The 16,070-nt window shown below is 64.3% G+C and carries 13 protein-coding genes and 3 pseudogenes; 4 read left to right on the forward strand and 12 right to left on the reverse strand.

What is annotated here, in order from left to right; genetic code table 11:
- Positions 1-454, forward strand: a 454-nt coding sequence (locus XBLMG947_RS06160) for an acyl-CoA dehydrogenase domain-containing protein (protein ID WP_139074360.1), incomplete at its 5' end; no start/stop codon positions are given.
- Between the two features lie 314 nt (positions 455-768).
- Here the strand turns inward: XBLMG947_RS06160 and XBLMG947_RS06165 are convergent.
- Both XBLMG947_RS06165 and XBLMG947_RS06170 read right to left on the reverse strand, forming a co-directional pair.
- Complete coding sequence (locus XBLMG947_RS06165; RefSeq protein WP_065466950.1) at positions 769-1,122, reverse strand: DUF1304 domain-containing protein; 354 nt, start codon at positions 1,120-1,122, stop codon at positions 769-771.
- A 283-nt stretch (positions 1,123-1,405) separates the two neighbouring features.
- Positions 1,406-2,767, reverse strand: coding sequence for an NTP/NDP exchange transporter (locus XBLMG947_RS06170; RefSeq protein WP_065467003.1), 1,362 nt, complete (start codon positions 2,765-2,767; stop codon positions 1,406-1,408).
- Between the two features lie 335 nt (positions 2,768-3,102).
- Between XBLMG947_RS06170 and XBLMG947_RS06175 the strand changes: the two genes are divergently transcribed.
- Entirely contained in the window at positions 3,103-4,482 is a 1,380-nt protein-coding gene (locus tag XBLMG947_RS06175) for a serine hydrolase domain-containing protein (RefSeq protein WP_065466952.1), read from the forward strand.
- A gap of 660 nt (positions 4,483-5,142) precedes the next feature.
- On the opposite strand, the gene XBLMG947_RS21185 is transcribed toward XBLMG947_RS06175, so the two are convergent.
- The 9 genes and pseudogenes from XBLMG947_RS21185 to nudE all read right to left on the reverse strand — a co-directional run bounded on the left by XBLMG947_RS21185 (position 5,143) and on the right by nudE (position 12,145).
- Positions 5,143-5,622, reverse strand: a complete 480-nt coding sequence (locus tag XBLMG947_RS21185; protein WP_083992905.1) for a histidine biosynthesis protein HisIE — start codon at positions 5,620-5,622, stop codon at positions 5,143-5,145.
- Positions 5,623-6,633: 1,011 nt separating this feature from the next.
- The gene (gene gcvH, locus XBLMG947_RS06185; protein ID WP_065466954.1) at positions 6,634-7,029 is read right to left on the reverse strand and encodes a glycine cleavage system protein GcvH; all 396 of its coding nucleotides are present in this window, start codon (positions 7,027-7,029) and stop codon (positions 6,634-6,636) included.
- Positions 7,030-7,171: 142 nt separating this feature from the next.
- Positions 7,172-8,281: a glycine cleavage system aminomethyltransferase GcvT gene (gene gcvT / locus XBLMG947_RS06190; RefSeq protein ID WP_065466956.1), complete on the reverse strand. Its 1,110-nt coding sequence runs from the start codon at positions 8,279-8,281 to the stop codon at positions 7,172-7,174.
- 173 nt (positions 8,282-8,454) lie between these two features.
- Positions 8,455-8,880 (reverse strand): annotated as a pseudogene (locus XBLMG947_RS06195) (NfeD family protein).
- Positions 8,881-8,883: 3 nt separating this feature from the next.
- Positions 8,884-9,444: pseudogene (locus XBLMG947_RS23505) on the reverse strand (SPFH domain-containing protein); the annotation flags it as partial.
- The gene (locus XBLMG947_RS06205) at positions 9,432-9,767 is read right to left on the reverse strand and encodes a YnfA family protein (protein ID WP_065466958.1); all 336 of its coding nucleotides are present in this window, start codon (positions 9,765-9,767) and stop codon (positions 9,432-9,434) included. The pseudogene XBLMG947_RS23505 and the gene XBLMG947_RS06205, both read right to left, overlap by 13 nt.
- Positions 9,768-9,778: 11 nt before the next feature.
- Positions 9,779-10,618, reverse strand: a pseudogene (gene mazG, locus XBLMG947_RS06210) (nucleoside triphosphate pyrophosphohydrolase); the annotation flags it as partial.
- A 181-nt stretch (positions 10,619-10,799) separates the two neighbouring features.
- A complete protein-coding gene (cysQ, locus tag XBLMG947_RS06215; RefSeq protein WP_065466962.1) occupies positions 10,800-11,600 on the reverse strand; it encodes a 3'(2'),5'-bisphosphate nucleotidase CysQ in 801 nt (266 codons plus the stop codon).
- On the reverse strand, positions 11,597-12,145 hold the full coding sequence (gene nudE, locus XBLMG947_RS06220; RefSeq protein WP_065466964.1) for an ADP compounds hydrolase NudE: 549 nt from the start codon (positions 12,143-12,145) through the stop codon (positions 11,597-11,599). The genes cysQ and nudE overlap by 4 nt, the downstream gene beginning before the upstream one ends.
- A 41-nt stretch (positions 12,146-12,186) precedes the next feature.
- Between nudE and bioA the strand changes: the two genes are divergently transcribed.
- Both bioA and XBLMG947_RS06230 read left to right on the forward strand, forming a co-directional pair.
- Positions 12,187-13,605 (forward strand): adenosylmethionine--8-amino-7-oxononanoate transaminase, encoded by a 1,419-nt coding sequence (bioA, locus tag XBLMG947_RS06225; RefSeq protein WP_065466966.1) that lies wholly within the window; start codon positions 12,187-12,189, stop codon positions 13,603-13,605.
- Positions 13,596-14,330: a 16S rRNA (uracil(1498)-N(3))-methyltransferase gene (locus tag XBLMG947_RS06230; RefSeq protein ID WP_065466968.1), complete on the forward strand. Its 735-nt coding sequence runs from the start codon at positions 13,596-13,598 to the stop codon at positions 14,328-14,330. Before bioA ends, XBLMG947_RS06230 begins: the two co-directional genes overlap by 10 nt.
- A gap of 339 nt (positions 14,331-14,669) precedes the next feature.
- Here XBLMG947_RS06230 and XBLMG947_RS06235 read toward each other — a convergent pair whose 3' ends face one another.
- Complete coding sequence (locus XBLMG947_RS06235) at positions 14,670-15,686, reverse strand: glucokinase family protein (protein ID WP_065466969.1); 1,017 nt, start codon at positions 15,684-15,686, stop codon at positions 14,670-14,672.
- Positions 15,687-16,070 lie beyond the last annotated feature (384 nt).

The raw sequence follows: 16,070 nt of genomic DNA on the forward strand, positions 1-16,070 counted from the left end.
CCCGGTGGGCTGGTTGATGTGGGTGCTGATCTTCCCGCTCGGCCGTCGTGCCGAAGCGCCCGGCGACCGCCTGGGGCATCGTGTGGCGTCGCTGTTGATGACTCCGAACGAAGCGCGCGACCGTCTGGCCCAGGGCGTGTTCCTGACCCCGTGCGCCAACAACCCGGGGGGCCGTATCGCCAGCTACCTGACCAAGGCGGTGATGGCCGAGCCGGTGGAGCGCAAGTTCCTCAAGGCGCTCAAGACAAAGGGTATCGAAGCATTGGATTTCACCGCGCAGCTGGACGAAGCCGTGGCCGAGGGCGTGCTAACCCCGGACGAGCGCAAGCTGCTCGAAGAGCTGCGCGAGATCATGATGGACACCATCACCGTGGACGACTTCGATCCGCATGAGTTGCGTGCGGCCAGCTTCTACGATAAGCCGCAGGCACAGCAGCCACGCGAAGCGGCGTAAGGCGCAAGTTGCAGAAAGAGTAGACGACGGCGGGCTTCGGCCCGCCGTCGTTGTTTGTGGGGACTGGTCGCGCTGCGAACGCACCGCCCATGGCCTTGGTGGACGGAGGTTTTCGCAGCAGAAAGAACCTGCCAGCTATTGGCCCCGCGTCAGCCCGCTGTCGAACGAGCGCGCGTCAGGAGCGGAACGCGCGCGGGAGTCGGGCATATCCATGTCATACGCTGGAAGCAGCCAGGTGCGATTGAGGCTACGAGCAAGGCTTGATCGCGAACCAGTCCGCTCCCGCGCGCAACGAACACCCTTCGGCAGCCACATCACTGCGGCAGCCACACCAGTGCCAGGGCGATCAACGCCGGCAGCGCCTGCACAAAGAAAATGCGGCGGTTGACGCTATAGGCGCCATAGCAACCTGCCACCACCACGCAGCCCAGGAAAAAGCTCAGCACGTCGGCGCGCGCGGCCAGTGCACCCCAGAACAGGCCAGCGGCCAGGAAACCGTTGTAGAGCCCCTGGTTGGCTGCCAGCACGCGGGTGGCTTGCGCCTTCTCAAGGCTGTTGCGGAAGGTCTTCAAACCCAGCGGGTGCGTCCAGAGCACCATTTCCAGGACTAGGATGTAGACGTGCAGCAGTGCGACGCACAGGCCGGCAATGATGGCGAACAGGGACATGGCAGACCGCCTTGGCAAATGGTGCCGTCAGCATAGCCGCGATTGCGATCGTGCTGTTCGGCACGCCTGCACGATTGTGCCGATGCGTGCGCTCAGCGCTACCAGGGTGAGAGGCAGGTCATGTGCACGGCCGATGCCGGGCGACAACGCGGCATCTCGGGCACCCATCTTCCTTGTTGACATGCACTTCTTCAGAGCAGCTAACAGGACGCCGCTACCACCGCGCTACGAGGGCTGCGTCCATGTTCCGACAGACGCCCGCCGCGCGGTGCTGTCGCCGCACTCACTCGGAAACGCGTTGACCGGCGCCCACATCGCGCTCGGCAGGTAGCTTGCGTGCTTCGCGCAGCAGGCCAAACGCGCCCACCGTCATACCGGTCGCCACGAGCAGACCGACGCCGAACACCGCGCTGGAGCCGAACGCAGACACCAGCTTGTGGACCCAGACGAAGGTCAGATCGCCACCGCGATAGACCACCGTATCGATCGCCGCACCGGCCTTGTAGCGCCACTCACGATCCACCCGCGTGTACAGCGTCTCGCGCGCGGGTTTGGCCAGTGCGAATTCGCTGGAGCGGGTAATCACCTGCACGATTGCAATCATCATCGGCAGTGGCGACGCTGCCAGCACCGCATAGCCCAGCATGATCGCCACACCCGGGAGCAACAAGGCCGGCGCGATGCCGAAGCGCGATAGCAACGCGCGCGTCACCAACAATTGCAGCACCAGCGCCAATGCGTTGATCGCCAGGTCGATGCTGGAATAGTAGGCGGTGGCCGCCGCCGCATCCGTGTAAAGCCGCCGCACCAGCGCTGCCTGCTCGTTGTAGAGCAAGGTACCGACACCGATGCCGAACAACACCATGAAGGCCAGCCAGCGCAACAGCGGTTCACGCACGATCAGCTTGAGGCCGCCGAGCACGTCGCCGCCCATCGGCACTTCACCCGAGCTCAGCTGGCGCTCCTGTTCGCGCGCAACGGCCCACAGCCGCAGACGCAGCACGCAGACCACACACACCGTCAAAAACCCGGCCGACACCAGCATCAGATGCGCAATGCCGATGCGTTCGACCAGTGTGCGGGTGAGAATCGGCCCGAGAAACGCGCCCAACGTGCCCGCCGCACCGATATAGCCGTAGTAGCGACGCGCCTCCGCATTGCTGAAGACATCGGCCATGAAGCTCCAGAACACCGCCACCGCAAACAGGTTGAAGACGGTCACCCACAAAAAGAACGCCATGCCGCGTCCCGGCACCCCCGTGTCGAACAACACGTAGAACAGCAGCAGGGTCGCGATGAAGAAGCCGTACACCATCGGCAGGAACACCCGCCGCGGATAGCGGCTGACCAGCGCGCCGTACACCGGCTGCAACAGCACCATGATCAGGAATGTGCAGGTGAACAGCACCTGCAACGTGAAGTCCTTCAACGGCATGCCGTGCGCGGCGAAGAACGCGATCATGCCGGTGGGAAAGAGCGCCTCCACATCGGCCGAGGCGCCCATCGCTTCGCGTACCGGACGCAACACGTAGTAACCGCTGAGCAGGCAGAAAAAGTAAAGAAACGACCATGCCAACGGCGGCGAGCTTCTTAGCGCCGCACTCAAACGGCCAGCCGCAGATTGCGGCATCGAGGAATTAGTCATCATGTAACACCCGCCCGCACAAGCGGACCCGACAACAGGCACATGGCAGCGGCAGCACGCGCGAAAGAAGCGCGCAAAGTTAGCCGATGCGACGCAGCACCACCAGCGCGCGAGCGCAGCACACGACAAGCCGGACGCATCCGTGCCCGGGCACGGGGCTTGCAGCTCGAACACCATCAACGGAAGCCGATGCCTCCACCACCCGGGAACACTCGATTTCTGAACTTAAAATCATCAATCGGATCAATATGATGTCCATTCATCTTCCGGCAGTTTGTGCAATTGCAAAGCGCGGCGCTAGAATCGCCGGAGGCAGTGGAACAGGCGGGACAACCATGACAGAAATGCGCACGCGCCGACGGTTCCGACCGTTGGTCATCGGGCTGCTCGGGGCGTTATTGCCTCTGGCCCTCTCTTCCACCGCGCAGACACCCGCGCCCACCGCCGCTGCGCTGCAGCCGGCCACGCTTGCGCAGTCGCCCACAGCACCGCTGCCCTATCGCACCTCGCTGCCGGCCAGCCGGGTGTTGGCGCCGGCCGCCGGCTTCGAGGTGGCGGCCTTCGAATCGATGGCGGAGCAGTTGACCTACGGCAACCGCGTGCCCGGGATGGCGATGGCCATCGTGCAGGGCGGCAAGGTGCTCAGCGCGCGCGGCTATGGCGTCACCGATGTCAATCATCCGCAGCCGGTCGATGGCCACACCGTGTTTCGTCTGGCCTCGCTGTCCAAGGCCTTCGCCGGCACCATGGCCGGCCTGCTGGTCAACGATGGCGTGTTGCGTTGGGACAGCAAGGTGGTCGACTACGTGCCCGGCTTCCAGCTCAGCGATAGCGCCGCGACCCGCCAGCTCACCGTTGCCGAAGTGCTCAGCCATCGCGTCGGCCTGACCCGCAATGCCTACGACCGCGATATCGAATCCAACGTCGACTACTACTCGCTCAGTCACAAGCTGGCGGCCGCACCGCTGCGCTGCACACCGGGCGATTGCTACGCGTATCAGAACGTGGCTTTCAGCCTGGTCGGCGATGTGGTGTTCGCCGCATCGGGCAGCTTCTACGAGCAGTCGGTGGAGCGCCGTATCTTCAAGCCGCTGGGCATGAACGACGCCAGCATGGGCCTGGCCGGCATCCAGGCTAGCCCGCACTGGGCGCGCCCGCACGTGCGCAGCCGCAACGGTTGGGTGTCGCTGACGCCCAAACCGACCTACTACCGCCTGGCGCCCGCTGCAGGCGTCAACGCCAGCGCCAGCGATATGGCGCAGTGGCTGCTTGCGCACACCGGCCATCGCACCGACGTGCTGCCTGCGCCGCTGCTGGCGACGCTGCACGCGCCGTTGATCTCCACGCCAGGCGAGATGCGTTCCGGCTGGCGCCACGAGCGTGTGGATGCAGCCAGCTACGCGCTGGGCTGGCGCGTGTTCGATTACGCCGGCCATCAAGTGGTGTTCCATGCCGGTGCGGTGCAGGGGTATCGCGGCCTCGTAGCGCTGCTCCCCGAGCGCGACCTGGGGATTGCGATCCTGTGGAACGGCGAAAGCGGCCTGCCCTCGGGCATGCTGCCGACTATCCTGGACCGCGCGCTCGGTCTGCCGGCGAAGCGTTGGTTGGACATCGATGTGGACGGCGACTTCGGCAGCGAAAACATGTTGGCTGAGAAGCCCGACCCGGCCGGCAAGGGCTCGTCTTCCGGCAAGTCGGTGGCATCGCCGCGCTGAGTGCGTGGACGCGCTACCCCGACGCCGTGTCGGGGACTTCAAAACAAAGGCGGCTTCGGCCGCCTTTGTTGTTCCTGCGTGTCCCGATGCGCGTTGGTCGGCTCGTGGAGTGGAGCGGAGGAGCAACGCTTGGGTGATCAAGACGCACCGGTTCTTCGGCTGCCGTCAACAACCCGTTTCCAGAAGCGCTGCGGCTGAGCCCATCTGTTCGACGTGCTGACGTAGAGACGCCAACCGTCAGCCCTGGTCTTGCAGCCTGGTCCGCCCACGGCCTCTCTCCACCGACCTGATGCAGTGCCGGCACGCTTCATCACCCCAGGCGGACACGTATCGCGCAGCACGCTGCGGGACTTTGCGTGGCCCTGTCTTATCGCGTCATGCCGTCGCGCCAAGGCATCTGTACAACGGTCTGAATGTGGTTCGACGATTCAACCGACTCATGGCGGCATCTGCGCTGCCGACCGGTCTGCGTGCTTGGCAACGCGATGCCGAGAACTTGCAATGCAGCGACTTGGCGCGGATGGCGACACCAACGCCGTCTGCAAACTCGAACGCGCGGCGCCGCGCTGACCGTGCCGATGCCAGGCACATAAAAAAGCTCCCTCCCCGCTGGGCGTCGGGAAGAGAGCTCGATGTTTACGGCGATCGGGTATTACAAGATCAGATCAGCGGTGCCGGGGTTGCGGGCAGCGCGACCGGAGCGGCCTTCTTCTTGCGAACGGCCGGCTTCTTCTTGGCGACCTTCTTCGCGACCGGCTTCTTGGCAGCGGTCTTCTTGGTGGCGGACTTCTTGGTCGCCTTCTTCGCTACTGCCTTTTTGGCGGTCTTCTTGACGGCTTTCTTGGCTGCCTTTTTGACGGCTTTCTTGGCGGCAGTCTTCTTGGTCGCCTTCTTTGCAGTCTTCTTCACTGCCTTCTTGGCGGCAGTCTTCTTGGTTGCCTTCTTTGCAGTCTTCTTCACTGCCTTCTTGGCGGTTGCCTTCTTTGCAGTCTTCTTGACGGCCTTCTTGGCAGCAGTCTTCTTCACTGCCTTCTTGGCGGTTGCCTTTTTGGCGACCTTCTTGACGGCTTTCTTGGCGGCAGTCTTCTTCACTGCTTTTTTGGCAGTGGGTTTCTTTTTCGCAGCTTTTGCAGTGGCCATGTAATTGGCTCCTCGTCAGTGAACTATGGAGTTGAACGCCCAGTTGAACCAAACCCCGCGACGGCATGCCGTCGTGGGGAACCGTCCGCAGGTAATGCGCGACGGAACGGATACAGAAACACCCGCATCGAGCGGCGACACGGGTGCGTAGTCGGAACGACAATTGCTTTCTTGGAGGGAAGCGGACCCGACTCCACCGTGATTAGTGCTTCGGTGGACATCCGGAACAAGCGTGTCGGCGCGATGTCGATTCTGCTTACTCTCTTCCGCAGCAATGTCTGCTGGGCGAAACCTAATCACGCTTTTTTTTACTGTCAACACTCTTTTGCATTTTTTTTTCAGCCAAGCATCTCCGCGTGCCGCATCCGCGGCAGCGAAACACCGCGCGCACCGGCGTACACGCATGGCCGAGACGCGTACTCGCCTAACAGCGTTTTCGAAAAAGCACTTCTTTTCTGCTGTTTTTCTTAAGCGGTACGCTTTCGCACCAAGTCGAGCGCTTCGACGACAGGGCCAGGAAGCCGATGCGACGGCACTGCTTGCCGCCTGTCCGCCAGCTGAAAATTTTTTTTCCAACCGTCGCACTTCCGCCGTCGCATGAGCGGAAATGCGCAAACTTATTGAGTACCTAGATCGCGATGCATGCGTTCGCGCACCGACTGCGGTGTGCAACGCATGCACCGCCGGATGATCGCGACAGGCAGCACCACAGAAAATTTTTCACCGACTGCACGCCAGACCCTCACGAACGACTCACGTCAGAAATCCGGCACACGTGCAGGTGGGCGAGCCGTGGATGCGCGTTGGATCGTCACTGCCGACACGCACACCGCATCGACTCGTCTGCAGCGTCATCGCCGTCGCCCGACCGACGCATCCCCATCTCAAATCCCGCTGCCGACCTGCGAGGAATCCCCGCACCGAGACCGGGCATCGCTGGCGACGGCACGCGCAAAAAAAAAATGGCCGCTCTGGGAGCGGCCATCGGATTCCGGCGGCAACGAAACCGGATCAGTGCTCGTCGTTTTCGAGCAGCTCGGCATAGTCGTCCGGGTCCAGCAGGTCGTTGAGCTGCTCCTTGTCGTCGATCTCGACGACGAAGATCCAGCCTTCGCCATACGCGTCTTCGTTGATGGTTTCCGGCTTGTCGCTCAACGCGCTGTTGACCTCGACGACGGTGCCGCTGACCGGGCTGTAGACGTCGGAGGCGGCCTTGACCGATTCCACGACCGCAGCACCGTTGCCGACCTGCACGGTGTCGCCCACGCCTGGGAGTTCGACGTAAACCAGGTCGCCCAGCAAGCCCTGCGCATGGTCGGAAATACCGACGGTCACGCGGCCGCTGCTTTCGACACGGGCCCACTCGTGGGATTTGAGGAACTTGAGGTCGCCAGGGATCTCGCTCATGGGTGTGCTCCGGGAAAGATGAGGATTGGGGACAGGTGGCTAGTTTAGACCGCGCGACAAGACCGGTGCACGCGCGACGGCTGGGTGGTGGGTGATGCGGATGCGGGAGCAACACCGCGCGGAGTGCGCGGCGCTGCGCGATTCAGTCGCCGAGTACGCCGGGCTGTGCCTGGCCATCGCGCACGAACGGAAACTTCACCGCGCGTAACGGCACCTGCTTGCCGCGGATGTCCACGCGCAACTGCTCGATGCTGCCGGCCGGCACGCGCGCGAAGGCGATCGCCTTGCCCAGCGTCGGCGAAAATGTGCCGGACAGGATCTCGCCTTCGCCGCTGGCGGTGAGCACGGCCTGGCCGTGCCGCAGCACGCCCTTTTCGTCCATCACCACAGCGATCAGCTGACGCGGCGCGCCCTTCGCCTTTTGCGACTCGAGCACGCTGCGACCAATGAAGTCGCGACCTTCGTCCAGGGCGATCGTCCAGGCCAGCCCCGCCTCGTACGGGGTGACTGCATCGTCCATGTCCTGGCCATAAAGATTCATGCCCGCTTCCAGGCGCAAGGTGTCGCGTGCGCCCAGACCGGCAGGTTTGACGCCCTGCGCAAGCAATGCAGTCCAGAACGCGACCGCGGCGTCCTGCGGCAACACGATTTCGAAACCGTCTTCACCGGTGTAGCCGGTGCGCGCAAGAAACAATGCAATGCCGTCACGCGAGCGTGTCTGCAGCGCAGCGAAACGGCCGAGCTTGCTCGCTGCCGTGGTGTCGGCCGGATCAAGCAGCTCGATGACCTTGGCGCGTGCGTTGGGGCCTTGCACGGCGATCATCGCGAAGTCGCCGCGCTCTTCCACGCGCACCTCGAAACGTGCGGCCTGCTCGCCGATCCACTGCAGATCCTTTTCGCGGGTGGCGGCGTTGACCACCAGACGGAAGAAATCTTCGCTCATGTAATAGACAATGAGGTCGTCGATCACCCCGCCCTGCGGATTGAGCATGCAGGTGTATAGCGCCTTGCCGGAGACCTTGAGCTTGTCCACCGAGTTGGCGAGCAGGTAGCGCAGGAACTCGCGCACCCGCGCACCGTGCAGATCGACCACGGTCATGTGGCTGACGTCGAACATGCCGGCGTCGCGACGCACCTGGTGGTGCTCGTCCAGCTGCGAGCCGTAGTGGATCGGCATGTCCCAACCGCCGAAGTCGACCATCTTGGCGCCGAGCGCACGATGGGTGTCATTGAGGATGGTCTTCTGGGTCATGCGCGCCGGTCCACAGGAAAGACGTCCATTATCGCCATCCTGCCGCGCTTGGGGGAACGGCACACGCGCGGCAGCGCGGTGACGCTGATGGGAGGGCATTGACGGGCGCCCGACTACGCCGCGCTGCAACAATACGTCCGTGGACACGGCAGCGCGTGCCCGCCCCGCATACATCAACTGGCCGGCTGCACCAGCAAGGTCGTGCCATCGACAGCGACGATGCGCACCGGCATGCCGGCCGCCAGATCCGGACCGGCGACCACCAGAACGCATCCTCGATCTGGGCGGATCACGATCATCCTGGATGACCTGATCGCGCAGGACGCGACGTCCAATCAACTGTTCGGCGCGTCGATTGAGCAACGGACGCTCACTCTGGCGGTCCTTGCCGCGAAACCAGTTGCGATACAGCTGCAGCGAGACGACGCCGAGCACCACGAAGACCACGATCTGCAACCGCAACGCGATGTCCGGCAACACCAACACGCACGCCGCTGCAGCAGCGATCTCCATCCATAGCAGCAAGGCACCCGCACCAAGGTCTCGGCCGCAATCAACAGCAGTACCAGCACCGCCCAGACCGCTACATCCCAGCGCATGGCTCAGCTTCCTGCGCGCGGCGGCATCGGCGGCGCGCGCACGGCGATTGGCTCGGACTTGCCGATCGCTTGCTTGGCCAACTCGGCGATACAGGCGATCGAGCCGCTGATGCTGCTGGATTCCATCGGCATCAGCACGCATTTCTGATTTGGCGCGGTCGCCAGCGCCTTGAACGTTTCCACCTACTTCTGTGCGACGAAATAGTTGATCGACTGCACACTGGCGCTGCCGTTGGCGATGGCGATGGCGATGGCATCGGACACCTTCTGGATGGTATGCGCCTCGGCCAGGCGTTCGCGCGCTTCGGCGTCGCGGAAGGCGGCTTCCTTGCGCCCTTCGGCCTCGAGCACGGCGGCCTGCTTTCCGCCATCGGCGCGCAGGATTTCCGATGGACGCGAGCCGTCGGCTTCGAGGATCTGCGCGCGCTTTTCGCGCGCTGCCTTCATCTGCCGCGCCATCGAGTCGATCAGCTCGCGCGGCGACTGGATGTCGCGAATTTCGCTCCGCGTGACCGTGAGGCCCCACGGATGCGCAGCGCACGCAACCAAGCTCAGACGTTGCGCGGGGCGAACATGATGACCGCCATGCCGAGCAGACAGCAGGCGGCACCGAGCAGATCCCAGCGGGTCGGGATGATACGGTCAACCCACCACAACCACAGCAAGGCACTGGCGATATAGACCCCGCCGTAGGCGGCATACACGCGCCCGCTGGCAGCCGGATGCAGACTCAACAGCCACACGAAGATCGCAAGGCTCAGCGTGCTGGGCAGCAGCAACCACACGCTGCCGCCTTTTCGCAGCCATAGATAAGGGAGGTAGCAACCGACCAATTCGGCTGCGGCGGTGGCGACAAAGAGCAACAGCGTGGTCAGCGCGCTGCTCATGCGTGCGGCGCGGCGCTGGCATCCAGCTGCGCGGCGGCAGATTCGTCGCGCTTGACCTGTTGCCATAGTGCTTCCTGTGCACTCAGCGACAACGTATCCAGCGTGGTGCCCTGCGCGTGCGCATGCGCTTCCATCGCACGGAAGCGACGTTCGAATTTCAGGTTGGCGTGCCGCAGCGCGGCGCCGACATCGACCTTGGCATGCCGGGCCAGATTGGCACAGACGAACAACACATCCCCCAGTTCGTCTTCCAGCCGGGCCTGGTTGTCGGCGACCGGGCCGCGTGCGAATTCCACACGCAGTTCTTCGATTTCTTCCTGCAGTTTTTCCAGCACCGGGGCCGGGCCGGGCCAGTCGAACCCCACCCGCGCCGCGCGCGACTGCAGTTTGGTGGAGCGCTGCCATTCGGGCAGCCCGCGCGCGATGCCGGCAAGCGCGGAGTCGTCCTGATTGCCGGCGGCGCGGCGTTCTTCGCGCTTGATCTGCTCCCAATTGACGCTCACCGCCTGCGCATCGTGCGCCTGTTGCGCAGCGAACACATGCGGGTGGCGCCGCACCAGTTTGTCGCTGAGCGTGGCGACCACGTCGGCGAACCCGAATGCCCCTTGCTCGGCCGCCATCTGCGCGTGAAAAATCACCTGCAGCAACAGATCGCCCAACTCGTCGCGCAGGCCAACCAGGTCGTTGCGGTCGATCGCATCGGCCACTTCGTAGGCTTCTTCGATGGTGTACGGCGCAATGCTGGCGAAGGTCTGCTGCACATCCCAGGGGCAGCCGTGTTCGCGATCGCGCAGGCGTGCCATCAACTGCAACAACTGCTGGATGTCGCCGGTGGACGGGGTCTGAGGCATCGTGTGTTCCTGGAACCTTTGGAAATGAGTGCGCTACCGGCGGCAGGTCGCAGGCGACGTGCGCGGCCATCGCACCCCGCTGCGGCATGTGGCACACAACCGCGTGCGGGGACGGAGTGTACCTTTCAGTTGGTCAGGACCTTGCGCAGCCACGCCATCGCGAAGACCGCACGCACGCCGCTCACGCCAGCCAATCGCGCCAGGGCAGATTGGGGTCGCCCAGTGCGATGAAGTCGCCGTTGAGCAAGGTATCGCGGCGGTTGTAGCGAAACGGTTTGCCGCTACCGCCGGCCAGCAACACGCCGCCAGCGGCATGCAGCACGCACTGGCCGGCGGCGGTGTCCCACTCGGAGGTGGGACCGAAGCGCGGATACACATCCAGATCGCCTTCGGCGATGCGGCAGAACTTCAACGACGACCCTTGCGCCACCACGTCGATCTGGCCCATGCGCTCCAGCGCGGCAGCGGTGCGCGCGTCGCGGTGCGAACGGCTGGCAGCCACGCGCAACGGCGTCGCCGCCGGGGTGCGCGTGTGCAGCATCTCGTCGCGGTCGCCGTCGCGGCGGAATGCGTTTTCGCCGCGTGCGGCATACCAGACCCGCCCATCGACCGGCGCCTGCACCACCCCGAGCACCGGCGCGCCCATATGGATGAGTGCGATGTTGACGCTGAACTCGCCATTGCGCTTGACGAACTCGCGGGTGCCATCGAGCGGATCGACCAGCCAGTAACTGGTCCAGTACTGGCGTTGTTCCCAGGCCACGTGCGCAGACTCTTCCGACAGCACCGGCACATCCGGGGTGATCCGCCGCAGGCCTTCGACGATGACGCGGTTGGCGGCCAGGTCGGCCTGGGTCAGCGGACTGGCGTCGTCCTTGATCTCCACCGCGAAGTCCTGCGCGTAGACCTCCATGATTGCGGCGCCGGCATCGCGCGCGATGGCGATCACGGTTTCGCGCAGTTCCATCGGAATGCGGATCATGGGTTGCGCTCCAGCCACTCGCGCGCAATGAACAAGGCGGCCAGCGAGCGGCCTTCGGAAAAATCTTCGCGCAGCATCAATTCGTCCAGGCGTGCGATCGGCCACGGCACCACGTCCATCTCTTCCGGCTCGTCGCCGACCAGGCGCTCGGGGTAGAGGTCGCGTGCCAGCACCAGCCAGGATTGGTGACTCATATAAGTAGGAGCGAGCGTCATCGCGCGCAGCACCTGTAGCTGGCGCGCGCCGTAGCCGGCTTCTTCCTTGAGCTCGCGATCGGCGGCCTGCTCGGGGGTCTCTCCGGCGTCGATGCGGCCCTTCACCAGACCCAGCTCGTAGCGATGCACGCCGGCGGCATATTCGCGCACCAGCAGCACGGTTTGCGCATCGAGCATCGGCACCACCACCACGGCCCCGTGGCCCTGGCTGAGTTGACGTTCGTAGATACGGCGCTGCCCGTTGGAAAATTCCAGATCCAGCTGCTGGCGACGGAACGGCCCGTCACCCAGATCGGTGATTTTGTGGATGGTCGGCAGGCGCGAGCTCATGCGTCGCACGCAGCCGCAAAGCGGGCCGATAGAATAGGCGGATGCATCGACATGTCCATGAACCCGAAATCCTAGCAGACCCTGCAGCCGCACAAACTGCCGACCAGTGGCGGCAACGCGATCTTGACGTGGTGTGGCACCCCTGCACGCAGATGCGTGAGCACCCGCACACGCTGCCACTGGTGCCGATCGCGCGTGGCGAAGGCGCGTGGCTGGTTGGCCATGACGGCCGCCGCTATCTGGACGCGGTCAGTAGTTGGTGGACCAACCTGTTCGGACATACCGAACCGCGCATCGGCGCGGCCATCGCGCGCCAGGCCGGCGAACTGGAGCAGGTGATGTTGGCCGGCTTCACGCATATGCCGGCCGTGCAACTGGCCGAGCAGTTGTTGGCGATCGCGCCGCGCCAGGCCGGACGCGCACCGTTGTCCAAGGTGTTCTATGCCGATAACGGATCGGCCGGCGTGGAGGTGGCGCTGAAGATGGCCTTCCACTACTTCCACAATCGTGGCGAGCACCGGCGGACGCGCTTCATTGCGCTGGAGAACGGGTATCACGGCGAGACCATCGGCGCACTGTCGGTCGGCGATATTCCGCTCTACCGACGGGTATATGCGCCGCTGTTGCTGGAGTCGATATTCACGCCCTCGCCCGATGCCTACCTGGCCGAGCCCGGACAGAGCGCCGAAGACTACGCGCTGCAGGCGGCCGATGCGCTGCAGGCAGTGTTCGAACGATCGCCAGGCGAAATCTGTGCGCTGATTCTGGAGCCGCGCGTGCAATGCGCAGGCGGGATGCGCATGTACCACCCGGCGTATCTGCGCCGTGCACGCGAGCTGTGCGATGCCCACGGCGCGTTCTTGATCGCCGACGAAATCGCCACCGGCTTCGGTCGTACCGGCACCCTGTTCGCCTGCGAACAGGCCGGCGTGATGCCCGATCTGTTGTGCCTGTCGAAGGGGTTGACCGGCGGCTTCCTGCCGCTGTCGGCGGTACTGGCCACGCAGCAGGTATACGACGCCTTCCTGGACGATTCGCGCGAGCGTGCGTTCCTGCATTCGCACAGCTACACCGGCAACCCGTTGGCATGCGCGGCGGCGTTGGCGACGTTGAAGATCTTCGCAGACGACGATGTGATTGCGCGCAACCAACCCATCGCCGCGCGCATGCGTGAACTCGCTGCACAGGTCGGCGAACACCCGGCCGTGGCGGACGTGCGTCAGGCCGGCATGATCGTGGCCTTCGAGCTGACCCAGGGCGGCGACAAGCACACACCGTTTGCGGCTGCTGCACGCGTCGGCCTGAAGGCCTATCGCGCGGCGCTCGACAAGGGCGTGGTGCTGCGCCCGCTCGGCGACGTGCTGTACTGGATGCCGCCGTATTGCGTGGACGAGACGCACCTTGCGTTGCTGGCGGCCACGACGCGCCACGCCATCGCCGAGGCCGTTGCATGCGCCTGACCCGCTCGCATGTCGCGGTGCCACTGCACTGCGACCAGGAAGTGACGTTGCCGGAAGCCTCCGCCAATCACCTGCTGCGCGTGCTGCGACTGCGCGAGGGCGATGCCTGCATCCTGTTCAACGGCGACGGCAGCGACTACCACGCGCGCATCACCGTGGCGGGCAAGCGCGACGCACGCGCGCTGGTGGAACGCGCAGAGCCACTTTCCAACGAATCGCCGCTGCGAATCACCCTGATGCAGGGCATCGCACGCGGCGAGAAGATGGATCTGATCCTGCAGAAGGCGACCGAATTGGGCGTTGCGGCGATCGTGCCGGTGATTGCCGAGCGCACCGAGGTCAAGCTAGATGCTGCGCGCACGGAAAAACGCATTGCACATTGGCGCAGCGTGGTGGTGTCGGCTTGCGAGCAGTCAGGGCGCGCCCGCATTCCCACCGTCGCCGCACCGCTGGGTCTGCAGGACGCAGCACAGGCCAGCGACGCGCATGCGTTACGGCTGACCCTGGACCCGCAGGGCGAGCAGCGCCCGGGCACGCTGGCATCGAGCATCCAGCGGCACATCGTCGTGGCGATCGGGCCCGAAGGTGGTTGGTCGGCACGCGATCGCGCCGTGCTTGCCGATGCGGGCTTCACCGGCCTGCAACTGGGACCACGCATCCTGCGCACGGAAACCGCCGGCCTAGCGGCCATCGCGGCGCTGCAGTCGCGGTTCGGAGATCTGTAAGGGGATCGCGATTGCGGAAACGAAAATGGTGCGCGAAGGGTTGCGTTGCGGAGCGAGCCAGAGGCTAAGCCGTTATCCCTGATGAGAACCGAGACGCGCCGAAGCGCGCTGGCGCGCGATTCGGCGTTGCCAGGTGTGCCGCACGTTGCCTGATGGCGTTGTCACACGCTGCGGCGGAGAACGCAGGCGGTAGGTACCCAATCCACAGGCGTCACACCAGCGGACTTGTATGGCCCCAAAAGGAATACACGCAAGAGCGCCCCTAGCTGCGATGTAGCGCTCTTGGTAACGCCTCATCGCGCCCTTGGGCGCTCCCATGAAGTGATCGCGATCCGGGTGTCAGCGACCGTGCTGCAGGAACCAGCTGGCTGCACCGATGACGCCGAGCTGGCCGTGTTCGACGATGCTCACCGGCACCTGTTCCAGCGCTGGACGCAAAGCACCCTTGTCGAGCAGGCGTGCGACGAAAGCGCTGTCGGCAACAAAAGTGGCGATCTGCGGCAGGAAGCCGCCAGCCAGATAGACACCGCTACGGACGCCATACAGCAACATCAGGTCGCCGACCACGCTGCCCATGAACCCGCAGAACGCCTGCAAGGCGTCATGCGCCAATCCATCGTTGCCGGCCAATGCGGCAGCGGTGATATCGGCGGGGCTGGCATGGACCACGGTGTCGCCACGCAAGGCGGCCAAGGCGATGTACAGATTCAACAGTCCCGGACCGGACAACAGCGTCTCGGTGCCCACGTGGGTGCGCGTGCGCCGCAGTTCCTGCAGCAGCGCCACTTCCAGATCACTGGCAGGCGCCAGTGCTGCGTGGCCGGCTTCGGTGGGCAACACCACCGGGTGGCCACCGTTGGGGATCCACAAGGCCGCGCCCAGGCCCGTTCCCGGGCCAAGCACCAACGCCGGGCCAGCGGCACCTTGCGCCGGGCCGGACAACTGCATGACCTGGTTGCCGACCATGTAATTGGCCGCATAGGCGACCGCTTCGAAATCGTTGACCAGATGCAAGGCCTGCATGTCGAGCTGGCGGCGAATCTGCTCGGGCGCCAGCACCCAGGGCAAATTGGCGGTGATCACGCTGCCGTCTTCCAGCGCGTAACCGGCGCTGGCGATCACGCCTCGGTGCACCGGTTCGCAACCCAACTCCGCGAAGAACGCGGCCATGATCTCGGCGAGGCCCGGATACTCGGCGCAGCGGTACTTGCGGTAGTCCAGCACCGTCACCGGCTTGCCCGCGTCATTGCTTTCGCACACCAGCGCCAGGCGCACGTGCGTCCCGCCCACATCGGCGGCAACGAAGGGTTCGGGGCGCGGAAAGGCCACCGCTTCCATTGGACTGCTTGCGCTCACGCATTCTCCTGATCAGTGGCGGCGGCTGGCGTCGTCACCCATTGTCCGACGAACGGCAAACGGGGTAGACAACGTTGTCAGCAATCGTCTTGTAACGCAACTGTGTCAATCGCGAATCGGCCAGATTGCGGCATCACTTGTCCTTCACCAAAAACCTGCGCTTGAAACGACGATTCCGGCATAAATTCAGCGCTAGAGGATGACGTTGCGGTGTTTGCGATAGAACGCGACGATGGTGAAAGTCGTGCTTGCAAGGAGCATTGCGCAAGCTGCGCGGCGGAACGCGCGTCCATCCTTGTAAATGCTGCATTGCAGCGCAATCGCAGCCACGACAGAGATCTGTGACGATGTGTTGACAACGCTGTCAGGGCTACGCAGACTCGA

Origin of the sequence: Xanthomonas bromi (assembly GCF_900092025.1) — a bacterium.
Lineage (GTDB): Bacteria > Pseudomonadota > Gammaproteobacteria > Xanthomonadales > Xanthomonadaceae > Xanthomonas > Xanthomonas bromi.